At 52.9% G+C, this 19935-nt stretch carries 18 protein-coding genes; 9 read left to right on the forward strand and 9 right to left on the reverse strand.

Translation table 11 applies throughout. The annotated features are described in order from the left end of the window. The first annotated feature begins 4 nt into the window (after nt 1-4). Genes IPJ96_09485 through IPJ96_09495 form a run of 3 tightly spaced genes read left to right on the forward strand, consistent with a single transcriptional unit; the run spans nt 5 to nt 3415 of the window. On the forward strand, nt 5-799 hold the full coding sequence (locus IPJ96_09485; GenBank protein ID MBK7910579.1) for a TonB-dependent receptor: 795 nt from the start codon (nt 5-7) through the stop codon (nt 797-799). After that, nucleotides 796-2007 (forward strand): TonB-dependent receptor, encoded by a 1212-nt coding sequence (locus tag IPJ96_09490; GenBank protein ID MBK7910580.1) that lies wholly within the window; start codon nt 796-798, stop codon nt 2005-2007. The genes IPJ96_09485 and IPJ96_09490 overlap by 4 nt, the downstream gene beginning before the upstream one ends. 28 nt (nt 2008-2035) lie before the next feature. Next, nucleotides 2036-3415: a SusD/RagB family nutrient-binding outer membrane lipoprotein gene (locus IPJ96_09495; GenBank protein MBK7910581.1), complete on the forward strand. Its 1380-nt coding sequence runs from the start codon at nt 2036-2038 to the stop codon at nt 3413-3415. A gap of 109 nt (nt 3416-3524) precedes the next feature. Here the strand turns inward: IPJ96_09495 and IPJ96_09500 are convergent, their stop codons facing one another. Then, complete coding sequence (locus tag IPJ96_09500) at nt 3525-4196, reverse strand: protein-L-isoaspartate(D-aspartate) O-methyltransferase (protein MBK7910582.1); 672 nt, start codon at nt 4194-4196, stop codon at nt 3525-3527. A 129-nt stretch (nt 4197-4325) separates the two neighbouring features. Between IPJ96_09500 and IPJ96_09505 the strand changes: the two genes are divergently transcribed. From IPJ96_09505 to IPJ96_09515, 3 genes are read left to right on the forward strand one after another with little or no spacing between them, the layout of a single operon-like run. After that, nucleotides 4326-5318 (forward strand): Gfo/Idh/MocA family oxidoreductase, encoded by a 993-nt coding sequence (locus IPJ96_09505; GenBank protein ID MBK7910583.1) that lies wholly within the window; start codon nt 4326-4328, stop codon nt 5316-5318. Beyond that, the gene (locus IPJ96_09510; protein ID MBK7910584.1) at nt 5315-6196 is read left to right on the forward strand and encodes a hypothetical protein; all 882 of its coding nucleotides are present in this window, start codon (nt 5315-5317) and stop codon (nt 6194-6196) included. The genes IPJ96_09505 and IPJ96_09510 overlap by 4 nt, the downstream gene beginning before the upstream one ends. Next, nucleotides 6196-7611 (forward strand): sugar transferase, encoded by a 1416-nt coding sequence (locus tag IPJ96_09515; protein ID MBK7910585.1) that lies wholly within the window; start codon nt 6196-6198, stop codon nt 7609-7611. Before IPJ96_09510 ends, IPJ96_09515 begins: the two co-directional genes overlap by 1 nt. 314 nt (nt 7612-7925) lie before the next feature. Here IPJ96_09515 and IPJ96_09520 read toward each other — a convergent pair whose 3' ends face one another. After that, nucleotides 7926-8972 carry an IS481 family transposase gene (locus tag IPJ96_09520; protein MBK7910586.1) on the reverse strand — a complete coding sequence of 349 codons (1047 nt, stop codon included), beginning with the start codon at nt 8970-8972 and terminating at the stop codon, nt 7926-7928. Nucleotides 8973-9098: 126 nt separating this feature from the next. On the opposite strand from IPJ96_09520, the gene IPJ96_09525 reads away from it, so the two are divergent. Continuing rightward, a complete protein-coding gene (locus tag IPJ96_09525) occupies nt 9099-9989 on the forward strand; it encodes a 3-hydroxybutyryl-CoA dehydrogenase (protein MBK7910587.1) in 891 nt (296 codons plus the stop codon). 169 nt (nt 9990-10158) lie between these two features. On the opposite strand, the gene IPJ96_09530 is transcribed toward IPJ96_09525, so the two are convergent. From IPJ96_09530 to IPJ96_09560, 7 genes are all read right to left on the reverse strand, one after another. Next, nucleotides 10159-10749 (reverse strand): DUF4294 domain-containing protein, encoded by a 591-nt coding sequence (locus IPJ96_09530; protein MBK7910588.1) that lies wholly within the window; start codon nt 10747-10749, stop codon nt 10159-10161. A 36-nt stretch (nt 10750-10785) separates the two neighbouring features. Further along, nucleotides 10786-12279, reverse strand: a complete 1494-nt coding sequence (gene accC, locus IPJ96_09535; GenBank protein ID MBK7910589.1) for an acetyl-CoA carboxylase biotin carboxylase subunit — start codon at nt 12277-12279, stop codon at nt 10786-10788. A gap of 68 nt (nt 12280-12347) precedes the next feature. Further along, the gene (locus IPJ96_09540; protein ID MBK7910590.1) at nt 12348-13001 is read right to left on the reverse strand and encodes a sterol desaturase family protein; all 654 of its coding nucleotides are present in this window, start codon (nt 12999-13001) and stop codon (nt 12348-12350) included. A gap of 50 nt (nt 13002-13051) precedes the next feature. Next, a complete protein-coding gene (gene speB, locus IPJ96_09545) occupies nt 13052-13936 on the reverse strand; it encodes an agmatinase (GenBank protein ID MBK7910591.1) in 885 nt (294 codons plus the stop codon). Nucleotides 13937-13944: 8 nt separating this feature from the next. Then, a complete protein-coding gene (gene sucC, locus IPJ96_09550; GenBank protein ID MBK7910592.1) occupies nt 13945-15141 on the reverse strand; it encodes an ADP-forming succinate--CoA ligase subunit beta in 1197 nt (398 codons plus the stop codon). A 91-nt stretch (nt 15142-15232) separates the two neighbouring features. After that, nucleotides 15233-15757 carry a DinB family protein gene (locus IPJ96_09555; protein MBK7910593.1) on the reverse strand — a complete coding sequence of 175 codons (525 nt, stop codon included), beginning with the start codon at nt 15755-15757 and terminating at the stop codon, nt 15233-15235. 51 nt (nt 15758-15808) lie between these two features. Then, on the reverse strand, nt 15809-16495 hold the full coding sequence (locus IPJ96_09560; GenBank protein MBK7910594.1) for a hypothetical protein: 687 nt from the start codon (nt 16493-16495) through the stop codon (nt 15809-15811). Between the two features lie 181 nt (nt 16496-16676). Here IPJ96_09560 and IPJ96_09565 point away from each other — a divergent pair, with 181 nt between their 5' ends. Beyond that, a complete protein-coding gene (locus tag IPJ96_09565) occupies nt 16677-19157 on the forward strand; it encodes a carbohydrate binding family 9 domain-containing protein (GenBank protein MBK7910595.1) in 2481 nt (826 codons plus the stop codon). Between the two features lie 125 nt (nt 19158-19282). Then, nucleotides 19283-19933, forward strand: a complete 651-nt coding sequence (locus IPJ96_09570; GenBank protein ID MBK7910596.1) for an ABC transporter ATP-binding protein — start codon at nt 19283-19285, stop codon at nt 19931-19933. Nucleotides 19934-19935: the final 2 nt, after the last annotated feature.

Genomic DNA, 19935 nt, shown 5'->3' on the forward strand with positions numbered 1-19935 from the left:
GAAAGTGTCTCAAAAATTGTTGACCAGCGGAACCGTCACGTATAGCAATTCCGGTGGTCGCCGCGTGCAACAGGGTTCGAACTTGTCCGGTATCATGCTGGGCCTTTTGCGCACCCCTCCCACCTTCGACAACTCGAACGGCGTTTCCGATCCGAGCAATCCGGAAGCTTACATGTTCCCGGACGGAACACAGCGTACTTATCGTGGCGGTGCCGGTTATGACAACCCGTACTGGACCATCAACAAGAACCCGTTCAACGATGATGTAAACCGTGTATTCGGTACGTTGACCAACGTCTACAATGTGACCGACTGGTTCGACATTACGCATCGCATCGGTACCGATTTCTATTCCGATCGTCGCAAGCAGGCCTTCGATATCAACTCCCGTCAAAATCCTGCAGGTCAGATCTTCGAAGACCAGAACTTCTACCGTCACGTGTACTCCGACCTTATGTTCAACTTCAAGTACAAGTTGAACGACAGTTGGAACGGAACTTTCCTGGTTGGTAACAACCTCTTCAGCCGCAGGACGCAACGTGTTTATACCCAGGGTGACGGACTTAACCTGCCCGACTTCTACAACATGTCGAATGCGCAGTCGGTACTCACCAAGGAATTCACCTATCGTTACCGTACAGCGTCTGTATTCGCGGACTGGAAGATTGATTTCAAAGACATGCTCTTCCTGAATGCTACCGGACGCTTTGAAAAGAGCTCGACTCTGCCGAAAGATGAGAACGTTTACTTCTACCCTCGGCCAGTATCGGATTCGTCTTCACCGAGGCGCTCGGCATGAACAACAACAAAGTGCTTCCGTTCGGTAAGCTGCGCGCGAGCATCGCGACGGTCGGTAACGACGCTTCCGAGTATTCGCTCAACAACGTCTTCAACGGCGGATTCGCAGCCGATGGCTGGACAAACGGTGTCACCTTCCCCTTCAACGGTGTTGGTGGTTTCACGGTAGCCGATGTCGCAGGCAACCCGACCATCAAGCCTGAAAAAACCACGTCGAAAGAATTCGGTGTCGATCTGCGCTTCCTGGACAATCGCCTCGGCGTTGATTTCACGGTGTATCAGTCGAACTCCGTTGACCAGATCATTCCGGTCACCATTCCGGGCTCGTCCGGTTTCGCAGGTGCTATCCTGAACTCCGGTGAGTTGGAAAACAAGGGTATCGAACTCATGTTGAATGCCACCCCCGTGAAATCCAAGAATTTCACCTGGGACCTCACCCTGAACTGGAGCCGCAACCGGAGCAAGGTCATCTCGCTGTATGAAGGCGTAGAAAGCCTTTACATCGGCGGCTTTGAAGGTTCGGACGCCCGCGCTTTCGTCGGTCAGCCCTATGGCGTACTCTACGGAGGCGTTTGGGAGCGTGACGGCAGCGGCAACATCATCATCGAAGATGATCCTACCTCCTTCTATTATGGCTTCCCGCTCGCCAGTGCTGACCTGAAAGTCATCGGCGACCCGAACCCGGATTGGATCGGTTCTATTTCCAACACCTTCAGCTATAAGCGTTGGTCGCTCAACGTCCTGATTGAGCGTCGTCAGGGCGGTGATATCTGGAACGGTACGAAAGGCGCCCTTACCTTCTTCGGTATGAGCGAACTCACGGAAAACCGCGGTACCACCCAGGTTTTCGAAGGTGTGAAAGCATCTGACGGTACTCCGAACGATATCTCGGTAACCCTGGGTGAAGACTGGTACACGGACAACGGCGGTGGTTTCGGCGCAGTTACCGAACAGTTCATTGAAGACGGCTCATACACCCGCCTCCGTCAGGCATCCCTGACCTACAGCGTGGATCCTAAGCTGATCAAGGGTACTCCCTTCTCCAGCATCGATCTCTCCGTCATCGGTACCAACCTGCTGCTCATCACCGACTATGAAGGTGTTGATCCGGAGACCAGCCTCACCGGCGCCAACAACTCACAGGGCCTCGATTATTTCAACAACCCCGGCACGAAGAGCTATGGCGTTCGTCTGCGTGTGACTTTCTAACCTATCGAACCAGAGAAAAAACCAACCTATGAAAAAGAACATCCTTCAACATACCAAACTGTTGGTGGCCTTCCTGGCGGTCTTCTCCATGAGCAGTTGCGAGAAGACTTACTTCGAAGACATCAACAACGACCCGAACAACCCGACAGCCGTACCACCGAAGGTATTGTTGCCGACCATCCAGGCTTCCCTTGCTTACGCGCAAGGTGGCGATATGGCCCGTTACACCTCGCTGTTTACGCAGCAGATCACCGGTAACGCCCGCCAGTTCGCAGTTTACAATAACCTCAACTTCACGGAATCCGATTTCGACAACCTGTGGCGGTTGAATCTTTATGCAGGTCCGCTGATGGACAACTACACGCTCATCAAACTGTGTAAGGACAACAACTACATCCATTACGGCGCCGTAGCGAAGATCATGATGGCTTACAGCCTCATGCTCACGACCGACGTATTCGGTGACATTCCGTATTCACAGGCTTTCCAGGGTACCGCCAATATTTCGCCGGCTTATGATCGTCAGGAAGCTCTCTATTCGGAGGTCAGCCGACTGATCAATGAAGGCATCGCGGAAATCTCGGCAAGCGACGCCAGTGGCGTTGAAGTCCATGGCGAAGACCTCATGTTTGGCGGCGATTACGACTTGTGGACGCGTTTCGCACATTCGCTCGAAGCCCGTCACGCGATCCACCTGACCAAGCGAAACGGCAATGCTGCGGCCGCTACGGAAGCGCTGAGCCATTCCGCCGAGGGATTCACCTCCAACGACGATGACGCACAGCTTGTCTTCGGCGATGTGGAGACTTCCGCAAACCCCTGGTATCAATTCGACGGCCAGCGTGGCGATATCTCCTACGCGGGTTATCTGATCGACACCCTGATGCCGGCTTTGAATGATCCCCGCTCGTCTTTGTACTCCGATGGCAGTGGCGGTCCCGGGGCCTTCTATAACAGCATCAATTCACCGGTCATTTTCATGTCCTACGCTGAATTGAAGTTCATTGAAGCCGAGGCTTACCTCTACCTCAACGATGACGCGAACGCGCAACTCGCGCTCACCGAAGCGGTTCTGGCCAACATGTCTAAACTGGGTGTAACCGATACCGGACTTGTCAATCCCTTCCTCCGGGATCATTGCACCCTGTCGGGTACGTCCGCCGACAAACTGAATACGATCATGTCGCAGAAGTACATCGCGCTTTATCAGTCGCCCGAAGCATGGACCGACTGGCGCCGTACAGGCATCCCGGCACTTTCCGTACCTACTGATGCAGCGATCAACGAGATTCCACGTCGATTCCTGTACCCGCAGTCAGAAGCGGAAAACAACTCCGCCAGCCTCAATGCCGCGATCTCGGCTCAAGGTGGTGCGGATCTGACCGACCGTGTTTGGTGGGACAATTGATCTTACTGGTTATCAACAAAAAAGGCTTCCCTACCGGAAGCCTTTTTTGTTGATTGAATATTCTTGTTGGCGCATTATTATGTAAAATAATGGCCCAAGGAAGCTCGCACTAATCGCCCCAGTTTTTATTCTCCAACATCGGAACGAAGCGAAAATCCCGCAGCGTCTGCTGTTCGATCGAGCCATCCTGCAGCTTTCGGATCCGTTGCATCTGCTGTACTTCGCCGGCACCAACCGGAATGACCAGTAGTCCTCCGGGCTTCAGTTGATCTACCAACTCCTGGGGAACGAACGGGGCTCCGCACGTAACGAGGATCTTGTCAAATGGTCCGTAAGCAGGTAAGCCTTTGTAGCCATCGCCGTAGAACAATTTCGGACTATAACCGAGCGACTGTAGGAATGGCCCTGTTTTATCGAACAACTCTTTCTGTCGCTCGATAGAAAATACCTTGGCACCCAACTCCAGCAAAACACAGGTCTGATAGCCCGAACCGGTTCCGATCTCCAGCACTTTCTCCCCTTTCACTACGTCCAGAATGGCTGATTGATAGGCAACCGTGGAAGGCTGAGAGATGGTCTGGCCTGCTCCGATCCTGAAAGCCATATCGGAGTATGCCTGATTCAAAAAGGCTTTATCGAGGAAGAAATGCCGGGGAACTTTCAACATGGCTTCCCAGACACGGGTATTGCCGATCTCTTTGGCCTGCAGGTCGGCAATCATCTTACGACGCATGCCCTGGTGCTTAAAACTGTCTTCCGGGCGCTGAATGGAGGATTTCATAAAGTCTGACAAAGAAACGATGAATGAACCTCCCATTTTGCCCACATTTGAACGAATTTCAACACTCTGGCGTTGATCCTCCCTTTCCCCACCCCTCTGAAATTCCTACCTTCGCGCCTCTCCTGAATTATGCATAAAAAGCTGGGCATCGGGCTAATTGGCGTAGGTCACCTGGGTAAGATCCACCTCCGGCTGATCCTGGAAAATCCCTACCTCCACCTGGTTGGGATCTACGACCACAACGACGAGCTCGCGCGCAAGATCGAAGCTGATTTCGGCGTCCGGCGTTATGAAAATGCCGATCAACTCATTCAGGATTCCGAAGCGCTGGACATTGTAACGCCTACCCTGTCCCACTTCGACTATGCATCAAGAGCCATACGGGCATCCCGTCACATCTTCATCGAGAAACCGCTGACCCATACCGTCAAGGAAGGTAAAAAACTCGTTGACCTGGTGATGGAAGCCGGCGTCAAGGCCCAGGTTGGACATGTGGAACGTTTCAACCCGGCTTTTCTGGCGGCCAGGGAGTACTTCGGGCAACCGATGTTCATCGAAACGCACCGCCTTGCCGAATTCAATCCGCGGGGTACGGACGTGTCGGTCGTTCACGATCTGATGATCCACGACATCGACATCGTCCTGAGTGTCGTGCGTTCCAACGTGAAGAAGATCAGCGCCAGCGGCGTAGCCGTGGTCAGTGATACCCCGGATATCGCCAATGCGCGCATCGAGTTTGAAAACGGTTGCGTCGCCAACCTTACCTCCAGCAGGATATCCCTGAAGAACATGCGGAAGAGTCGCTTCTTTCAGCGCGATGCCTACATCTCCGTCGACTTCTACAAGAAGAAAACCGAAGTTGTTCGCTTGAAGGGACTTGTTGGCGAACCCGGACCGCTCGACATCACGATCGATCTGGGTGAAAAAGGATCCAAGCTGATTTACTTCGACCAACCGAAAGTGGAAGAGGTGAATGCCATTGCCATGGAACTCGACCTGTTCGCGAAAGCGATCCGCGAAGACCTGCCCACTCCGGTTCCGGTTGAAGACGGCTTTGCCGCGCTCTCCGTCGCTCATCAGGTGAACGAAAAGATACAGGCATCCCTGTCTGTCGTAGCATGAAGTACCCGGAGCAAAACAACCGAAGCCATCTGATCGGCATCCTGCTTGCAGCCGTTGCATTTTCATTCTGGGGGTGTTCGAAGGAGGACCTTGAGTCTTCGGTTCCCGGCTATCTCTACATCGACACAATCCATCTGACAACCGACGAGATCAGCCAGGGCAACAACCGCGCTGCTTTTACCGATGCCTGGGTATTCGTGGACAATGAACCCCTGGGAGTTTTCCCGCTACCGGCCACCGTGCCGGTGCTGGATGCCGCGACGCACAAGATCAGCATCCGGGCAGGCATCGTCGAGAACGGTATTGACGCCCTTCGCTCCGCTTACCCCAAACTTGTCCCGTTCGACACTACTATTTCACTTTTACCAAATCGCACCTCGGCCTTCCAACCCAGGGTCCGCTATCTGAACAGTGCGCAATTCGTACAATTGGAAAATTTCGACGGAGGATCCGTAAGTCTGGAAAGCATCCAGACGAATGGAGCGCCGATCCGGATCAGCATAGCCGGCGATCCCAATGTCCTCGATGGTGCCGCCGGCGTGGTGGACCTTGACGCTACGCAACCCAGTTTCCAACTTGCCACGAGCGATACATTCCTGTTACCGACATCGGTATCCTCGTACATCGAAATGAATTACCGTTGTGATGTGGAATTCACCGTCGGAGTCATTGTCAGTTCAACCGGCGGAACCGTTTCGTTCAATTCCCTTGTAACCTTACGACCGACGACCACCTGGAAAAAAGTTTACGTGAACGTCGCCGACCTGGGCGGCGTCCAAACAGATGCCACCGGTTACAAATTGTGGCTGAGCGGAACAAAACCAAGTTCGGTGTCACAGGCATCCTTGTACTTCGACAACATCAAGGTTCTTTACTGATGAGTAGACGCGGGTATACGATCCTCTCCATCTGCTTCGACGCCATCGCCGCCGCTGCAGCCTGGGCGTTATTTTTCGTATACCGCAAGAGTGTGATCGAAACCGAGAAGTTCGGATATGACGTCTTCATGCTCGATCAGAAATTCTACCTCGGGATACTGGTCATCCCTTCCTTCTGGCTGCTATTATATTGGGTGACCGGAACCTACCGAAATGTCCTGCGCAAAAGCCGCCTGAAAGAGTTCGGTCAGACGCTGGGCATCTCCCTGATCGGCGTACTGGTCATCTTTTTTTCCCTGCTGCTCGACGATACCGTCATTTCATACAAAACCTATTACCTGACCTTTCTGACGCTTTTCCTCTTGCACTTTGTTATCACGGCGGCGCTTCGTCTTTTCATTTCAACCCGCATTATCCGGGATATATACAATAAGCGGATCGGTTTCAATACGATCATGATCGGGTCGAACCAGAAGGCCCTGGAACTCCTCCGGCAGATGGAAACGGAATTCCGGAGCGAAGGCCATACGTTTGTCGGGTTCGTTCATGTCGATGGAAACAACGACCACTTATTGGGAAGACACCTGCAGAACCTGGGGGGTATCCTCGATTTGCGGGAGATCATTACCCGTCACCAGGTGGAAGAAGCGATCATTGCACTGGAATCTTCAGAACACGAGAATATCGGCAAGGTCATCAATGAACTGGAAGACACGCCGGTCATCGTCCGGATCATTCCGGACATGTACGATATTCTCTCGGGCTCTGTAAAGATGAACGCGATCTTCGGGGCGCCGCTGATCGAGATCTCGCCGGACCTGATGCCCACCTGGCAACTGGCGGTCAAGCGGATCTTTGATATCATCATTTCCGTTTTTGTCCTGACCTTCTTCTTCCCGCTCTACCTGTTCACAGCCATCGGCGTGTTGCTTTCTTCCCGTGGACCTATCTTTTACAGTCATGAGCGTATCGGCCTTCACGGGAAACCTTTCCGCATCTATAAGTTCCGCTCGATGTACACCGATGCGGAAAAGACTGGCCGGCCGCAGCTCTCGAGTCACAACGATCCGCGCATGACGCCCTTCGGACGCTGGATGCGCAAGATCCGCCTGGATGAGATTCCCCAGTTTTGGAATGTCCTCAAAGGCGATATGTCGATCGTTGGTCCACGCCCGGAGCGGCAGTTCTTCATCGACCAGATCATGCAGGTAGCACCCCACTACCGGCACCTCCAAAAAGTAAGGCCCGGCATTACCTCCTGGGGACAGGTGAAATTCGGCTACGCGGAAAACGTCGAACAGATGGTCGAACGACTCAAGTACGACCTGATCTATATCGAAAACATGTCGCTCGCTCTTGACTTCAAGATTATGACGTATACGGTGTTGATTATTTTGAAGCATAAGGGGAAGTAGTGGAGAGTGAACAGTGAATAGTGAACAGTGAACAGTGAACAGTGAACAGTAAACAGCGAATAGCGAATAGCGAATAGCGAATAGTGAATAGTGAATAGTGAATTTTACCTGCCGAAGCTTTAGCGTAGGCAGGAGTGAATAGTACGTTCGGAGTTAATACCCAATTACTAATTACTAGTTACTAATTACTAGTTACTAATTACTAGTTACTAATTGTAATTTGTAATAGTTAGAACTTCACCTGACAGACAGGGTTGGTTAAAAGTTATTTCCGGTCTGACGGATTTTTAAGGATCCGTCGCCCGGAATAACTTTTAACCGGTTGCTAATTTATCGAGCATTTTACTTTGCGCCAAGGGTATGCTGTCCAGGAATGTCTCCATTGGTGTTTTACCAAAGCAGTATTTTCCGGTGTGTGTCCTTTCACAGTTGTACTCTTCTATCCACTGATCCAGATCCTTCTGTAATTCCTCCAGCGATCCAAAGACCTTGTTTCGGAAGGCAACCGCATAAAACTCGTTCTGGATTGTCCGATGGAAGCGTTCGCAGATGCCGTTGGTTTGAGGATGCCGGGCCTTGGTACGGCTATGATCGATATCCTCCAGTGTCAGATAAAGACTGTACTCATGACTCTCCCGCTTGCCGTTGTACTCTGTACCCCGGTCTGTGAGTACCCGAAGCAGCGGCAAGCCATGCTCCTCAAAGAATGGTAGCACCTTGTCGTTGAGCATATCGGCTGCCGTCAAGGCGTTCTTACGGTCATACAATTTGGCAAAGGCTACTTTGCTGTAGGTGTCGATGAAGGTTTGCTGGTAAATCCGGCCTACACCCTTGATATTGCCCACATAATACGTGTCCTGGGCTCCAAGGTAACCGGGGTGTTCGGTTTCAATCTCGCCAATGGCTTCCTGCTGTTCCCGTTTCTTTTCCATGGCAACCAGTTGCGCTTCGGTGAGAATCAGTCCGTCTTGAGCCACTTTCGCCTCCAAAGCGCTCAGACGCTTGGCAAAGGTCTCCAGATCATGCCGCATCCAGATATACCGTACCCCGGCCGGTGAAACAGAAATCCCCTTCTTACGCAACTCGTTCGATGCACGAAGCTGACCGTAGGCCGGATAGTCGGTGGCCATCTGTACGATGGCGTTCTCCCAGGCTATATCCATCCGATTGGCCAGTATCGGCTTCTTCCGACTGATCTCCTGCAGAGCCGTCTCCCCACCGGTATCGTACAACTCTTTGATCCGATAGAAACTATCCCGTGAATAGCCCATCACTTTGCACGCCTGGGATACATTACCCAATTGTTCGGCTAACTTCAACAAGCCTAACTTGGTTTTGATTAACTTAGCTTCTGTATTCATTGTCTGACAGTTTAGGGGTTATTGTTATGTTTCGTATCCTAAAGATAACCCTTATCTGTCAGATTAAATACTAACTAGTACATGTAATTTCAAGTCACCACCATCATCTGATCATCCATTCTTTCTATGAAAAACATCAGTGTTATCGGGGCGGGGACCATGGGAAATGGTATCGCGCATGTGTTTGCCCAGTCGGGTTATCAGGTCGCGATGATCGACGTATCTGAAGACGCTTTGAAGCGCGCAGTGGATACGATTTCCAAGAACCTGGATCGGATGGTCGCCAAGGAAAAGATCAGTGTGCAGGACAAGGAAAGCACCCTGAAGCATATCCGGACCTTTACGTCTTTGCAGGAAGGTGTTGCCGGTGCAGACCTCGTGGTTGAAGCCGCGACAGAGAACGTCGACCTCAAATGCAGGATCTTCCGCGACATGGACCAGCACGCTCCTGCCGGCGCGATCCTGGCCACCAACACCTCGTCGATTTCCATCACGCTGATGGCGGCGCAGACGAAGCGACCCGAAAAAGTGATCGGCATGCACTTCATGAATCCGGTTCCGATCATGAAACTGGTGGAAGTCATACGCGGTTACGCCACGTCGGATGAAGTGACCGGAACCATTCTGGAACTTTCACGCAAACTCGGCAAGGTGCCGGTAGAAGTGAACGACTATCCCGGATTCGTTTCCAACCGCATCCTCATGCCCATGATCAACGAAGCCATCGAAACGCTTTTCCAGGGTGTAGCCGGCGTAGAAGAAATCGACACGGTCATGAAACTCGGGATGGCTCATCCGATGGGTCCGCTGCAACTTGCCGACTTCATCGGGCTGGACACCTGCCTGAGCATCCTGCGTGTGTTACAAAACGGCTTCGGTAATCCGAAATACGCTCCCTGTCCCCTGCTGGTCAACATGGTTACCGCCGGAAACCTGGGCGTCAAAAGCGGAAAGGGATTTTACAGCTACTCCGCGGGCAGTAAGGAATTGGTGGTAGCACCGGAGTTCAGGCGGTGAAAGGGGAAATAGTGATTGGGGATTTGAAGATGGTAACTAGAAACTAGTAACTGGTAATTAGTAATTAGTGATTAGTAGCTTGAGCTGATTATTTTAGCATTACCAATATCTGGTTATCAGTTTCTAGTTACTAGTTTCTAGTTACGAGTTACCCGCCTTCCTCCCACTCTCAAAACGCTATCTGCCCCGTCTCGATCTGACGCACGATGCTCTCGATCGTTTTGTCGGCCCCGGTGGGATCGTAACGGTCCTTTAAGTCGTGGCCGAATAACCTGGCCAGGCTTTGCGCAAAAAAGGCGTTGAGGGACCCCTTTAGTTCTTTAATCAGGCTATAGGAAGATTGTCCGGTTTCCCGGTCGATCAGTTTGATCAGGACATTGCCCTGGTTGATGCTGAGCTTTTTGATCTGCTCCTCGAAGTCCTTTCTAATTTGGTCTTCTACCGCCTTCCGGTACCGGCGTTTTTCCCGCTCGCTGTCCATCTGCTCCATTCTTGCATTCATCTCCCTAACCTTCATGGCTGCAAGACGCGCATAGGGATAGACTTTGATCACATTGTATCGAAGCCGGTAGTACTCTTTGAGGTTCTTCTGGTAGTCCGCGCCGCTTTCGACGATATCGACAATCGGAAGGTTGACGACCGGAATGGTATCGTCTCCTTCGAGTATGTAGGGGAGTTTGTAGGGACCCTGCGGGTCACCTTTTTGTGCGACAGCGCCAAGGGAAAGCAGACAACAGCACAACAGCAAAAGCGTTTTCATCCCGTCCTTGATTACAAAGCACGTGCCGAATTAAAGTCAGTCAGCAGACCTTAACCTGTTTGATTTCCAGCGTGAAACCTGCCCCTGCTCTCCGGAAGTGGAATTTCGGGGTATGGAATTATTCCGAATACTCCGAACAGCCAGCAAGGCCGCGATCATCTCCTCATCAGGCTCCGCACGGTGCAACATATCCGGAGTATAGTGGTTCTTGACGAAATGGGTATCGAACTTCCCCGAAACGAATGCTTCATGCTGCATCACGAAATGGCAGAACGGTAGTGTGGTCTTTACCCCGGTGATGTGGTAGTCCTCGATCGCCCGCTTCATGCGTTCGATGGCTTCCGAACGATCGCTTCCGTAGGCGATCAGCTTGGCAATCATCGGATCGTAATAGATCGGAATATCCATGCCCTCCTCATAGGCATCATCCACCCGTATGCCAGGTCCCTGCGGGATCCGGTAGGTCGAGAGTCGACCGATGTCCGGCAGGAAATTATCCGCCGGGTCTTCCGCATACACCCGGATCTCGATGGCGTGACCGAGAATCTTCAGGTCTTCCTGACGGAATGAAAGACGTTCGCCTCGGGCGACCTTTATTTGCTCTTTCACTAGGTCGAGGCCGGTGATATACTCTGTTACCGGGTGTTCTACCTGGAGACGCGTATTCATTTCCAAAAAGTAGAAGTTAAGGCGTTCGTCGAGTAGAAATTCCACGGTGCCTGCTCCTACGTAGTTACAAGCCTTCGCGACTTCCACCGCGCAACGACCCATTTCCGCCCGTAGTTGAGGTGTCAACACGGATGATGGCGCTTCCTCTACGACCTTCTGATGCCTGCGCTGGACACTGCACTCCCGTTCGAACAGGTGAACCACATTGCCGTGCGTATCGCCGAGTACCTGGATCTCAATGTGACGAGGGGAACCGACGTATCGTTCGATGAATACAGCTCCGTCACCGAAGGAGGAAGTCGCTTCGCTGACCGCCAGGCGCATTTGCTCTTCGAACTCAACGGCTGCATGTACGATGCGCATGCCTTTTCCTCCACCGCCCGCGGATGCCTTAATCAGCACCGGAAACCCGATCTTCTCGGCTACCCGCATACCCTCTTCTACCGATTCAAGTGCCTTGGCCGTGCCGGGTACCAGGGGAATATTATGCGCTTCGGCGGTCGCCTTCGCGGCCAGTTTGCTGCCCATCTTACGCATGGAATCGCCGCTCGGTCCGATGAAGATGATACCGGAAGCTTTCACCAGGTCCGCGAACGCCGCGTTCTCCGACAGGAACCCATAACCCGGATGGATGGCATCGGCGCCGGTTTGACGGGCAGCCTCGATGATGCGCTCCATGACCAGATAACTCTGGCTGGAAGCAGCCGGTCCAATGCAAACTGCTTCGTCGGCATAGCGCACGTGCAGGGCATTCCGATCGGCTTCAGAAAACACCGCAACGGTAGCGATACCCATTTCACGGGCAGAGCGCATGACCCGGATCGCGATCTCGCCCCGGTTGGCGATCAATATCTTCTTCATAACAGGTTATTGGCCTTCGAAAGGTACGGAATCCGTTGAAAGGGGATTCCCTCAATACAATGAAGTAATCAGGAATGCTGATCATCGGTCGCACCGGACCTTCCCGTATCCGATTTCGGTGGCATCGTACCGAAGACGAAGTCCCACAAGGGCATCGAGACCGCAAAGGCCGAATGCACCGAGGCATAGTGGTGACGGCTGTGATGCTTCCACCAGTACCGCAGGAAATTGTCGGGAGGACGCCGGGCATGCACGGAATAATGGATGATCAGGTAAGTGGAATAACCGGCCAGAAATCCTCCGAAGAGTATCCACCCGTTTCCTCCCATCAGGAAGTAAAAGCAGTAGCCGAAGAGCGATGCTACAACTATAGAAACAACCGGCGGCATGACGAGTCGGTCCTTGTCGCGCGGGAATTCATGATGGATCCCGTGAATGTTATACTGGAGTTGAAGTTCAGCCGGCGACTTTGCGTTAAAATGAAAAAGGAAGCGATGGATGAGGTACTCGACCAGGGAGAAGAGCAACATGCCGGGAACAAACAACCACCAAAATCGAAGAAACGAGATGGATGTTTCGTAGATCGCATAACCCACACAGGAGATCGCGGCCAGATAGTACAAGATGACCGGAAACAAAAAGTGCGTTCTGGTGAGTCGCTCGAGGAATGAACTGGAAAAAAGGCGACCCGATCCTTTGTTGTCAATCTTGAAATCCTTCATGATTGTAACGCTGGGTGCATTACAAAATTAAGGATTAAAAAACCGAAATATCAACGGGTAACCTGGTAGCCGATCAGGCGGTACACGAGCTTCGCCAGGGTATACTCAGACAGGATACTGCCTTCGATGGGAGCACATTCGACGACATCGAAACCGACAACATTCCGTTCACGGAAGACACGGCGAAGAAACTGCAGCGTTTCCACCCAGAAAAGACCATTGGGCTCAGCCGTACCGACTGCCGGAATAACAGCAGGATCGAAACCATCCGCATCGATCGTCAGGTACACGTTCTTCGGAAGGGCAGCGATGGCCTTGTCCATCCAGTCGGCTTGCGACCGGATCGTATGGGCGTAGAACGTATGGATGTTGGCGCTCGCTTTGATCAGATCGGCTTCCTCTTTGCACTGGGCGCGGATTCCGATCTGCACCAGCGGAACGTTCAGATCATGAATTCGGGCCATGACACTGGCATGCGAGTACGGATTATCGTGGTAAGCCGCACGCAGGTCGGAGTGGGCATCAATCTGTAGAACGGCCAGATCCGGATACTGCTCCAGGTAGGCTTTCACAAATCCAAGCGTCACGGTATGCTCGGCTCCGAGGCTAACGACATACTTGCCGTTACGTACGTGCCTGGATGTTTCCGACTGGATGTGATCAACGGCAGCCTTATCGAACTTGCCGGTAAAATCCATGGGCGCGAGCGTGGCGATACCACATTGCTTGTAGGTCTCCAGGTCCAATTCCTCGTCGTAGAACTCGACGAAATGGGAAGCGGCCACCATGGCTTCAGGTCCTTTGGACGAGCCTTCCAGGTAGGACGAAGTATGTTCATACGGAACCTGCTGGATGACGAAGCGGGCTTTCTCGTATTGGCAAAATTCGGGCTCGGGCACGGCCAGAAAGGCGTGCTCGTTGGAGAGTACGTTCATGGATGGGATCAGTTTTTACTCAACACCTGATTGACCAGGTCGGCGGCTTCCTTCAACTCGATCGCGGAGAACACCTTGAGTCCGGACTCGTCGATGATCTTCTTGGCTTCCGCGGCGTTGGTTCCCTGCAGGCGCACGATGATCGGAACTGGTATTGAGCCGATGTTGTTGTAGGCATCGACGATCCCCTGGGCTACGCGGTCGCAACGCACGATGCCGCCGAAGATGTTCACCAGAATGGCCTTCACGTTGGTGTCTTTCAGGATGATCCGGAATGCCTGTTCCACCCGGGCCGCGTTGGCGGTGCCGCCTACGTCGAGGAAGTTGGCCGGATCGCCACCCGACAATTTGATCATGTCCATGGTCGCCATGGCCAGGCCGGCGCCGTTCACCATGCAACCGACGTTACCATCGAGTTTCACATAGTTGAGGCTGTGCTCGCCCGCTTCCACTTCGGTGGGATCTTCTTCGCGTACGTCGCGGAGCTTTTCGTAGTCGGGATGACGGAACAAGCCGTTCTCGTCGAAATTCACCTTGGCGTCCACAGCGATGATCTTGTCATCGCTGGTCTTGAGGACCGGGTTGATCTCGAACAAAGAGGCGTCAATAGCATCGTACGCCTTATAAAGCGCGGTGACGAATTTCGTCATCTGCTTGAACGCTTCACCACTCAACCCGAGGTTGAAGGCCACCTTGCGTGCCTGGAAGGGCAGCAGACCGGTTTTGGGGTCAACTTCTTCTTTAAAAATCTTCTCGGGTTTGGTAGCGGCAACTTCCTCGATGTCCATGCCGCCTTCGGTGGAATACATGATGATGTTCCGGCCTTTCGAACGGTCGAGCAGCACGCTCATGTAGAATTCCTTGGTCGGCGAAGCGCCGGGATAGTAAACATCCTGCGCGATCAGTACCTGGTGGACCTTCTTTCCCTGAGCACCGGTTTGCGGAGTCACCAGGTTCATACCGATGATCTGTCCGGCTTTCTCTTTCACTTCGTCCAGGGATTTGGCCAGCTTAACGCCGCCACCTTTTCCACGACCACCGGCATGGATCTGGGCTTTCACCACCCACCATTGGGTACCGGTTTGTTCGCTGAGTTTTTTCGCGGCGGCTACGGCTGCATCGGCCGTATCGGCCACGATGCCTTCCTGGATTCCGACGCCAAACGTCTTGAGGATCTCTTTACCCTGGTATTCGTGAATGTTCATGCTGTTGCTGGCTGTTCCGGCAATGGTCTGTTCCACCCCGGAAGCCGCGCAAAAGTAGCAGATTCGGGGAAATTACGACCGAAAAAATCGATCATTTCCCGTATCGTTCGTGCAGGATCCGGGTGTGGTGCCGGGCATGGACGATCACGAAATAGAGTAAAATGCGGTTGGAGACTTCCCTGCCGTTTGCGACCCCTGCCCGATCCCATTCTGCTTCATCAAAGGGCTCTATCAGGCATTCGTAGGCTCTCCGAACGACCGACCATTCTTCCAGCATTTCATCCAGGCTGCGATCATCCGAGCGACTGGTCTGAGCATAGAGATCCTCGTCGAAGGCCGGTAATGCCGCGCGCTCCCCTCTTGCACAAGACAGCGCCCTGAATTGGAAAATCCGTTCGCAATCGATCAGGTGACCCAACAGTTGTTTGACCGACCATTTACCGGGAGCATAGGCAGGGCCACCGTCGGTCGCCCGGAATGCTCCGAACGCTTCCAGGCTTTCCCGAAACTGATTCTTCATTTCCAATAGCAGGTCATCCGACTGGAGATAGTCCCAATAACTCTGGTAGTATTCGGACAGGTCCGCCTTGACCGGGGGCTTTACTTTATCTATCATAAAGATTTGTAAAATAATAAGTTAAGAGTCTGGTGCAAATAAAAAATGAAGTCACTTAACCAGCTTTGTCAGCACGGTATATCCCTTCAGTTTGTCGCCTTTATAAGACTCCGACCGCACCATCCCATTCCCTTTGGAATACCACTCAACGCTATTCATTTCCATGGTGAAGATCGTTTTGGACTTCACCTTCGAGGTGATCTTCAGGCAGGTGAACGTGCCGGCAGCGGTGGTTATGGTTTCCTCGGCGACCACCTTGCGGTCGGTCACTTCGATCGACATACCCGGCATCTTCATCCCGTTCATGCTTACCTCGATCATGAAGGAACCATCCGGTAATGTCTGACCGGGAGCCGCATTGAGTGGGATCTGCAAATCGGTTCCGCTCATTTTCATGTCCATGTCCTTCCAGGCAGCCAGTTGTTCGGACGAAACCATGTTTTTCATGCTCATGTAGAAAACGCCCTCCGAGCAACGTGCATCAAAATCCACTTCAGCCATGCTTTTACCTTTCTCGTCTCGTGAACTGCTGTGCATCTGCAGGGTGATTCCGTCGGGACCGGAAGCGCGGTCGGTGATGGTGGTGGTGGAGACCGACTGCAGCTTGTCCTTTTCGTTGTAGGAGGTCAGCTCCATCACATTGCCCTTATTCATCGGGTAGAAGCCTTCGCAGTCCTGTCCGTAGAGCTTGCCGAGCAACACGATGGTGCAGCCGATGGTAAAGAGTAGCTTTTTCATGTTCGTGGGATTGGGTCTTCAAAGTTAACATAAGCTCACCACTCCTAATCCATCCTTCCGCACAATAGCTGCGAGCACTGAACCGTTGCCTTCAAAGCTTTTTGCGGACAATTCTAACTTTAACATTGCATTAACCCCGGGAAGAGCGGAACGGATGTACGTTTGGAAATCCCCGCCCCCTATGCTGCTGCGCAAGCTTTTTTTTGTCTTTCTTCTTTTCGCGTCCGGCCCCAGGCTCTTTGCAGACGCGACCAAGACGTATGAAGCCCGCCGGTTTACAGGTTCTATCCGAATCGATGGCAAAGAAGAAGACACCTGGAGGACCGCTGCCATTGCCGAGGGATTCACGCAACTGGAACCGCAGGAAGGCGCCGTCATCAGCCAGGAGACCCGGGTCAAGTTGCTGTATGATAACACCTCGATTTACATCCTTGCCCACCTCTACGATACTTCACCCGACAGCATCCTGCATGAGTTGGGTAATCGCGATGAAGGGTATAACCTGAATACCGATGCGTTCAGGATCGGCCTGGACCCCTACAACCAGCGGCAGGAAGGCTACGTGTTTGAAGTGACGGCCTCCGGTGTACAGTCGGAATCGTATGCGAATGATTTCACCTTTGATGCGGTCTGGCAGAGCGCGGTTCAACTGCATGACAAAGGCTGGACGGTGGAAGTCAGGATTCCTTATTCCGCGCTGCGTTTCCCGGCGGCCGACAAACAGGAATGGGCATTGCAATTTGCCCGTTTGATCCGGCGCAACCGGGAATATGATCAATGGTCGCTGACCAAGAAAGACCAGCGGAACGGTATGGTGTATTGGGGCACCCTGATCGGACTGACCGATATCAAACCTCCCCTGCGACTTTCCCTTACACCCTATCTGTCCATCTACGGCGAGAACCAGACGAGCCTGGGCGAGAACGGACAACGCACCCACGATAACAGCTACAGTTACTCCGGCGGTGCGGACCTCAAGTACGGGATCGACGAGCGCTTCACCCTCGACCTGACCCTGCTTCCCGACTTTTCGCAGGTACAAAGCGACAACAAGATCAAGAACATCGGCGCTTTCGAAGTCATCTACGATGAGCGACGGCCGTTCTTCAAGGAAGGGATCGAACTGTTCTCGCGCGGGCGACTGTTTTATTCTCGCCGGGTCGGTGGTACACCCTCGGGTTATTACGATGTACCTTACCTGCTGAACCCGGGTGAGTCGATAGAAGAAAATCCGGACAAAGCCCGCCTGGTGAATGCCGTAAAAGTCAGCGGTCGCACGAACAAAGGACTCGGCATCGGGTTGTTCAACGCGGTTACCGCCAATACCTATGCTACGATCCGGACGGCTGACGGCGGGAAACGGAAGATCCTCACCTCTCCCCTCACCAATTACAACATCCTGGTCTTCGACCAGCAACTGCCCAACAACTCGAGCTCCTACTTCATCAACACCAGCGTGATGCGCGACGGCGCTTCCCGGGATGCCGACGTATCGACCGGTTCCTACACCTTCGAAAACAAGAAGCACACCGTACGCATCTCGAGCCGTTATTCGCGCAGTGAAGTCAGGCAGTGGGTGGACAATCCGGAAGGCGGACGAACGAAGGATAAGAAGGACGGCAGCCAGTTCAGCTTCGTTGCCGACAAGATCAGCGGAACCTGGCAGTATGGCGGCGTGTTCGAATTCGGCGATAAGAAATTCGACAAGAACGACCTGTCGTACATCTTCGTAAACGATTACAGCGACATCAACCTGTACGGCAGTTACAACAAATTCAACCCGTTCTGGAAACATTTCCGTCAGGGCAACCTGAACGCCTGGATTTACCGGGGTGGTCGCTGGAGCGTGAACAACCTGATGACGCAGTTTCAGGGCGGCTTGAATTTCTGGCTACTCTTCAATAACAACTGGTCGGTTTATGCCGATGGTGGCAGCACTTTCGCCGAGGGGCGTGACTATTTCGAGCCCCGCACCTACGACGGACGTTACTATGTGACCCCGATGAACCATTGGGGCAGCATCAATTTCACGACCGATTACAACAAGAAGCTGGCGTTCGACTTCGGAACCCGAACCTGGCAGGCTCCTTCCTTTGGCGCTTCCAGCTACGGTTATTATATCGTTCCGATGATCCGGTTCAGCGATCGCTGGTCCTTCAAAGTGAACCACAACTGGGATTATACCCTGAACGACCGGGGCTTTTCGACCTTCAACAGTGTCGGCAATCCGGTGTTCGGCAGACGTGACGTACTGACGATCACCAATTCGGTTACCACTCGTTACCTGTTCAAGACCGACATGTCGCTCTCGCTCATCATGCGGCATTACTTCTCGCAAGGTGACTACGACCGGTACTATGATCTCGGCAACGCAGGAGAACTTGTCCAGAATGATGGGTACCTCAACCCGTCGGTGGAAATGCTCTCGACCGATTTCCGCGCCAACTACTTCAACGTGGACCTGGTCTATAACTGGGTGTTCTCTCCCGGCAGTTCGCTGATCATTACCTACAAGAATCAGATCGCTCACGAAGACTCGGCCATCCTACCCGGCTACTTCCGCAACCTCTCCAACACCATCGAAGAACCGCAAACCAATTCGATCTCGGTGAAGGTGCTTTACTTTTTGGATTGGGAGTATTTGAAGAGGCACAAGAGTTAGAGGGTTTCGGGTTTCCGGTTTCCGGTTGGTTAACGTTAAAACGTTTAAACGTTCGAACGTTTTAACGAACTCGGAACTCGAAACCCGGAACAAGATACCCCATCCTTTCGCTATCTTCGCAATCGATGATCAGCGCGAAGGGTATCACGAAACGGTTCGAGCAGTTGGAGATCCTTAAGGGCATTGACCTGGAGGTGGCTCGGGGCGAGGTGGTGAGTATTGTCGGCGCTTCGGGTGCGGGGAAATCCACCCTCCTGCATATCCTTGGCACGTTGGATGTTCCGGATGCCGGAACCCTGACGATTGCCGGAGAAGAAGTCAGTCGCCTGAAGAGCGCCCGATTGTCCGCTTTCCGTAACCGGCATCTCGGGTTCGTGTTTCAATCCCATCACTTGCTCGGGGAATTTTCCGCTTTGGAAAACATCCTCGTCCCCGCCTTGATTGCCGGTGAAAGCCGCACTGCCGCAGAGAAACGAGCGCAGGAACTGCTCGCGCAACTCGGTCTGGCCGATCGTGCGGAACATCGTCCGTCGGAGATGAGCGGTGGTGAACAGCAACGCGTCGCCGTAGCCCGCGCCCTCATGAACCGACCCGACGCCATCCTCGCCGACGAGCCTTCGGGCAATCTCGATTCCGCATCCGCGCGTTCGCTGCATGAACTCTTCTTTCAGTTGCGCCGGGACCTTCAACAAACCTTTATCATCGTCACTCACAACGAAGAACTGGCCAACATGGCCGATCGGAAGTTGCACATGCGTGACGGCCTGCTTCACTGAAC

The sequence above is a fragment of the Bacteroidota bacterium genome (genome assembly GCA_016713765.1).
In the GTDB taxonomy this organism is placed as follows: domain Bacteria; phylum Bacteroidota; class Bacteroidia; order AKYH767-A; family 2013-40CM-41-45; genus Pollutiaquabacter; species Pollutiaquabacter aromativorans.

What these genes read in the sequence shown, in the direction of transcription:
- IPJ96_09490 (MBK7910580.1), top strand. Translation starts at nt 796, where the DNA reads ATGAACAACAACAAAGTGCTTCCGTTCGGTAAGCTGCGCGCGAGCATC.
- IPJ96_09495 (MBK7910581.1), top strand. Translation starts at nt 2,036, where the DNA reads ATGAAAAAGAACATCCTTCAACATACCAAACTGTTGGTGGCCTTCCTG.
- IPJ96_09500 (MBK7910582.1), bottom strand. Translation starts at nt 4,196, where the DNA reads ATGAAATCCTCCATTCAGCGCCCGGAAGACAGTTTTAAGCACCAGGGC.
- IPJ96_09505 (MBK7910583.1), top strand. Translation starts at nt 4,326, where the DNA reads ATGCATAAAAAGCTGGGCATCGGGCTAATTGGCGTAGGTCACCTGGGT.
- IPJ96_09510 (MBK7910584.1), top strand. Translation starts at nt 5,315, where the DNA reads ATGAAGTACCCGGAGCAAAACAACCGAAGCCATCTGATCGGCATCCTG.
- IPJ96_09515 (MBK7910585.1), top strand. Translation starts at nt 6,196, where the DNA reads ATGAGTAGACGCGGGTATACGATCCTCTCCATCTGCTTCGACGCCATC.
- IPJ96_09520 (MBK7910586.1), bottom strand. Translation starts at nt 8,972, where the DNA reads ATGAATACAGAAGCTAAGTTAATCAAAACCAAGTTAGGCTTGTTGAAG.
- IPJ96_09525 (MBK7910587.1), top strand. Translation starts at nt 9,099, where the DNA reads ATGAAAAACATCAGTGTTATCGGGGCGGGGACCATGGGAAATGGTATC.
- IPJ96_09530 (MBK7910588.1), bottom strand. Translation starts at nt 10,749, where the DNA reads ATGAAAACGCTTTTGCTGTTGTGCTGTTGTCTGCTTTCCCTTGGCGCT.
- accC (MBK7910589.1), bottom strand. Translation starts at nt 12,279, where the DNA reads ATGAAGAAGATATTGATCGCCAACCGGGGCGAGATCGCGATCCGGGTC.
- IPJ96_09540 (MBK7910590.1), bottom strand. Translation starts at nt 13,001, where the DNA reads ATGAAGGATTTCAAGATTGACAACAAAGGATCGGGTCGCCTTTTTTCC.
- speB (MBK7910591.1), bottom strand. Translation starts at nt 13,936, where the DNA reads ATGAACGTACTCTCCAACGAGCACGCCTTTCTGGCCGTGCCCGAGCCC.
- sucC (MBK7910592.1), bottom strand. Translation starts at nt 15,141, where the DNA reads ATGAACATTCACGAATACCAGGGTAAAGAGATCCTCAAGACGTTTGGC.
- IPJ96_09555 (MBK7910593.1), bottom strand. Translation starts at nt 15,757, where the DNA reads ATGATAGATAAAGTAAAGCCCCCGGTCAAGGCGGACCTGTCCGAATAC.
- IPJ96_09560 (MBK7910594.1), bottom strand. Translation starts at nt 16,495, where the DNA reads ATGAAAAAGCTACTCTTTACCATCGGCTGCACCATCGTGTTGCTCGGC.
- IPJ96_09565 (MBK7910595.1), top strand. Translation starts at nt 16,677, where the DNA reads ATGCTGCTGCGCAAGCTTTTTTTTGTCTTTCTTCTTTTCGCGTCCGGC.
- IPJ96_09570 (MBK7910596.1), top strand. Translation starts at nt 19,283, where the DNA reads ATGATCAGCGCGAAGGGTATCACGAAACGGTTCGAGCAGTTGGAGATC.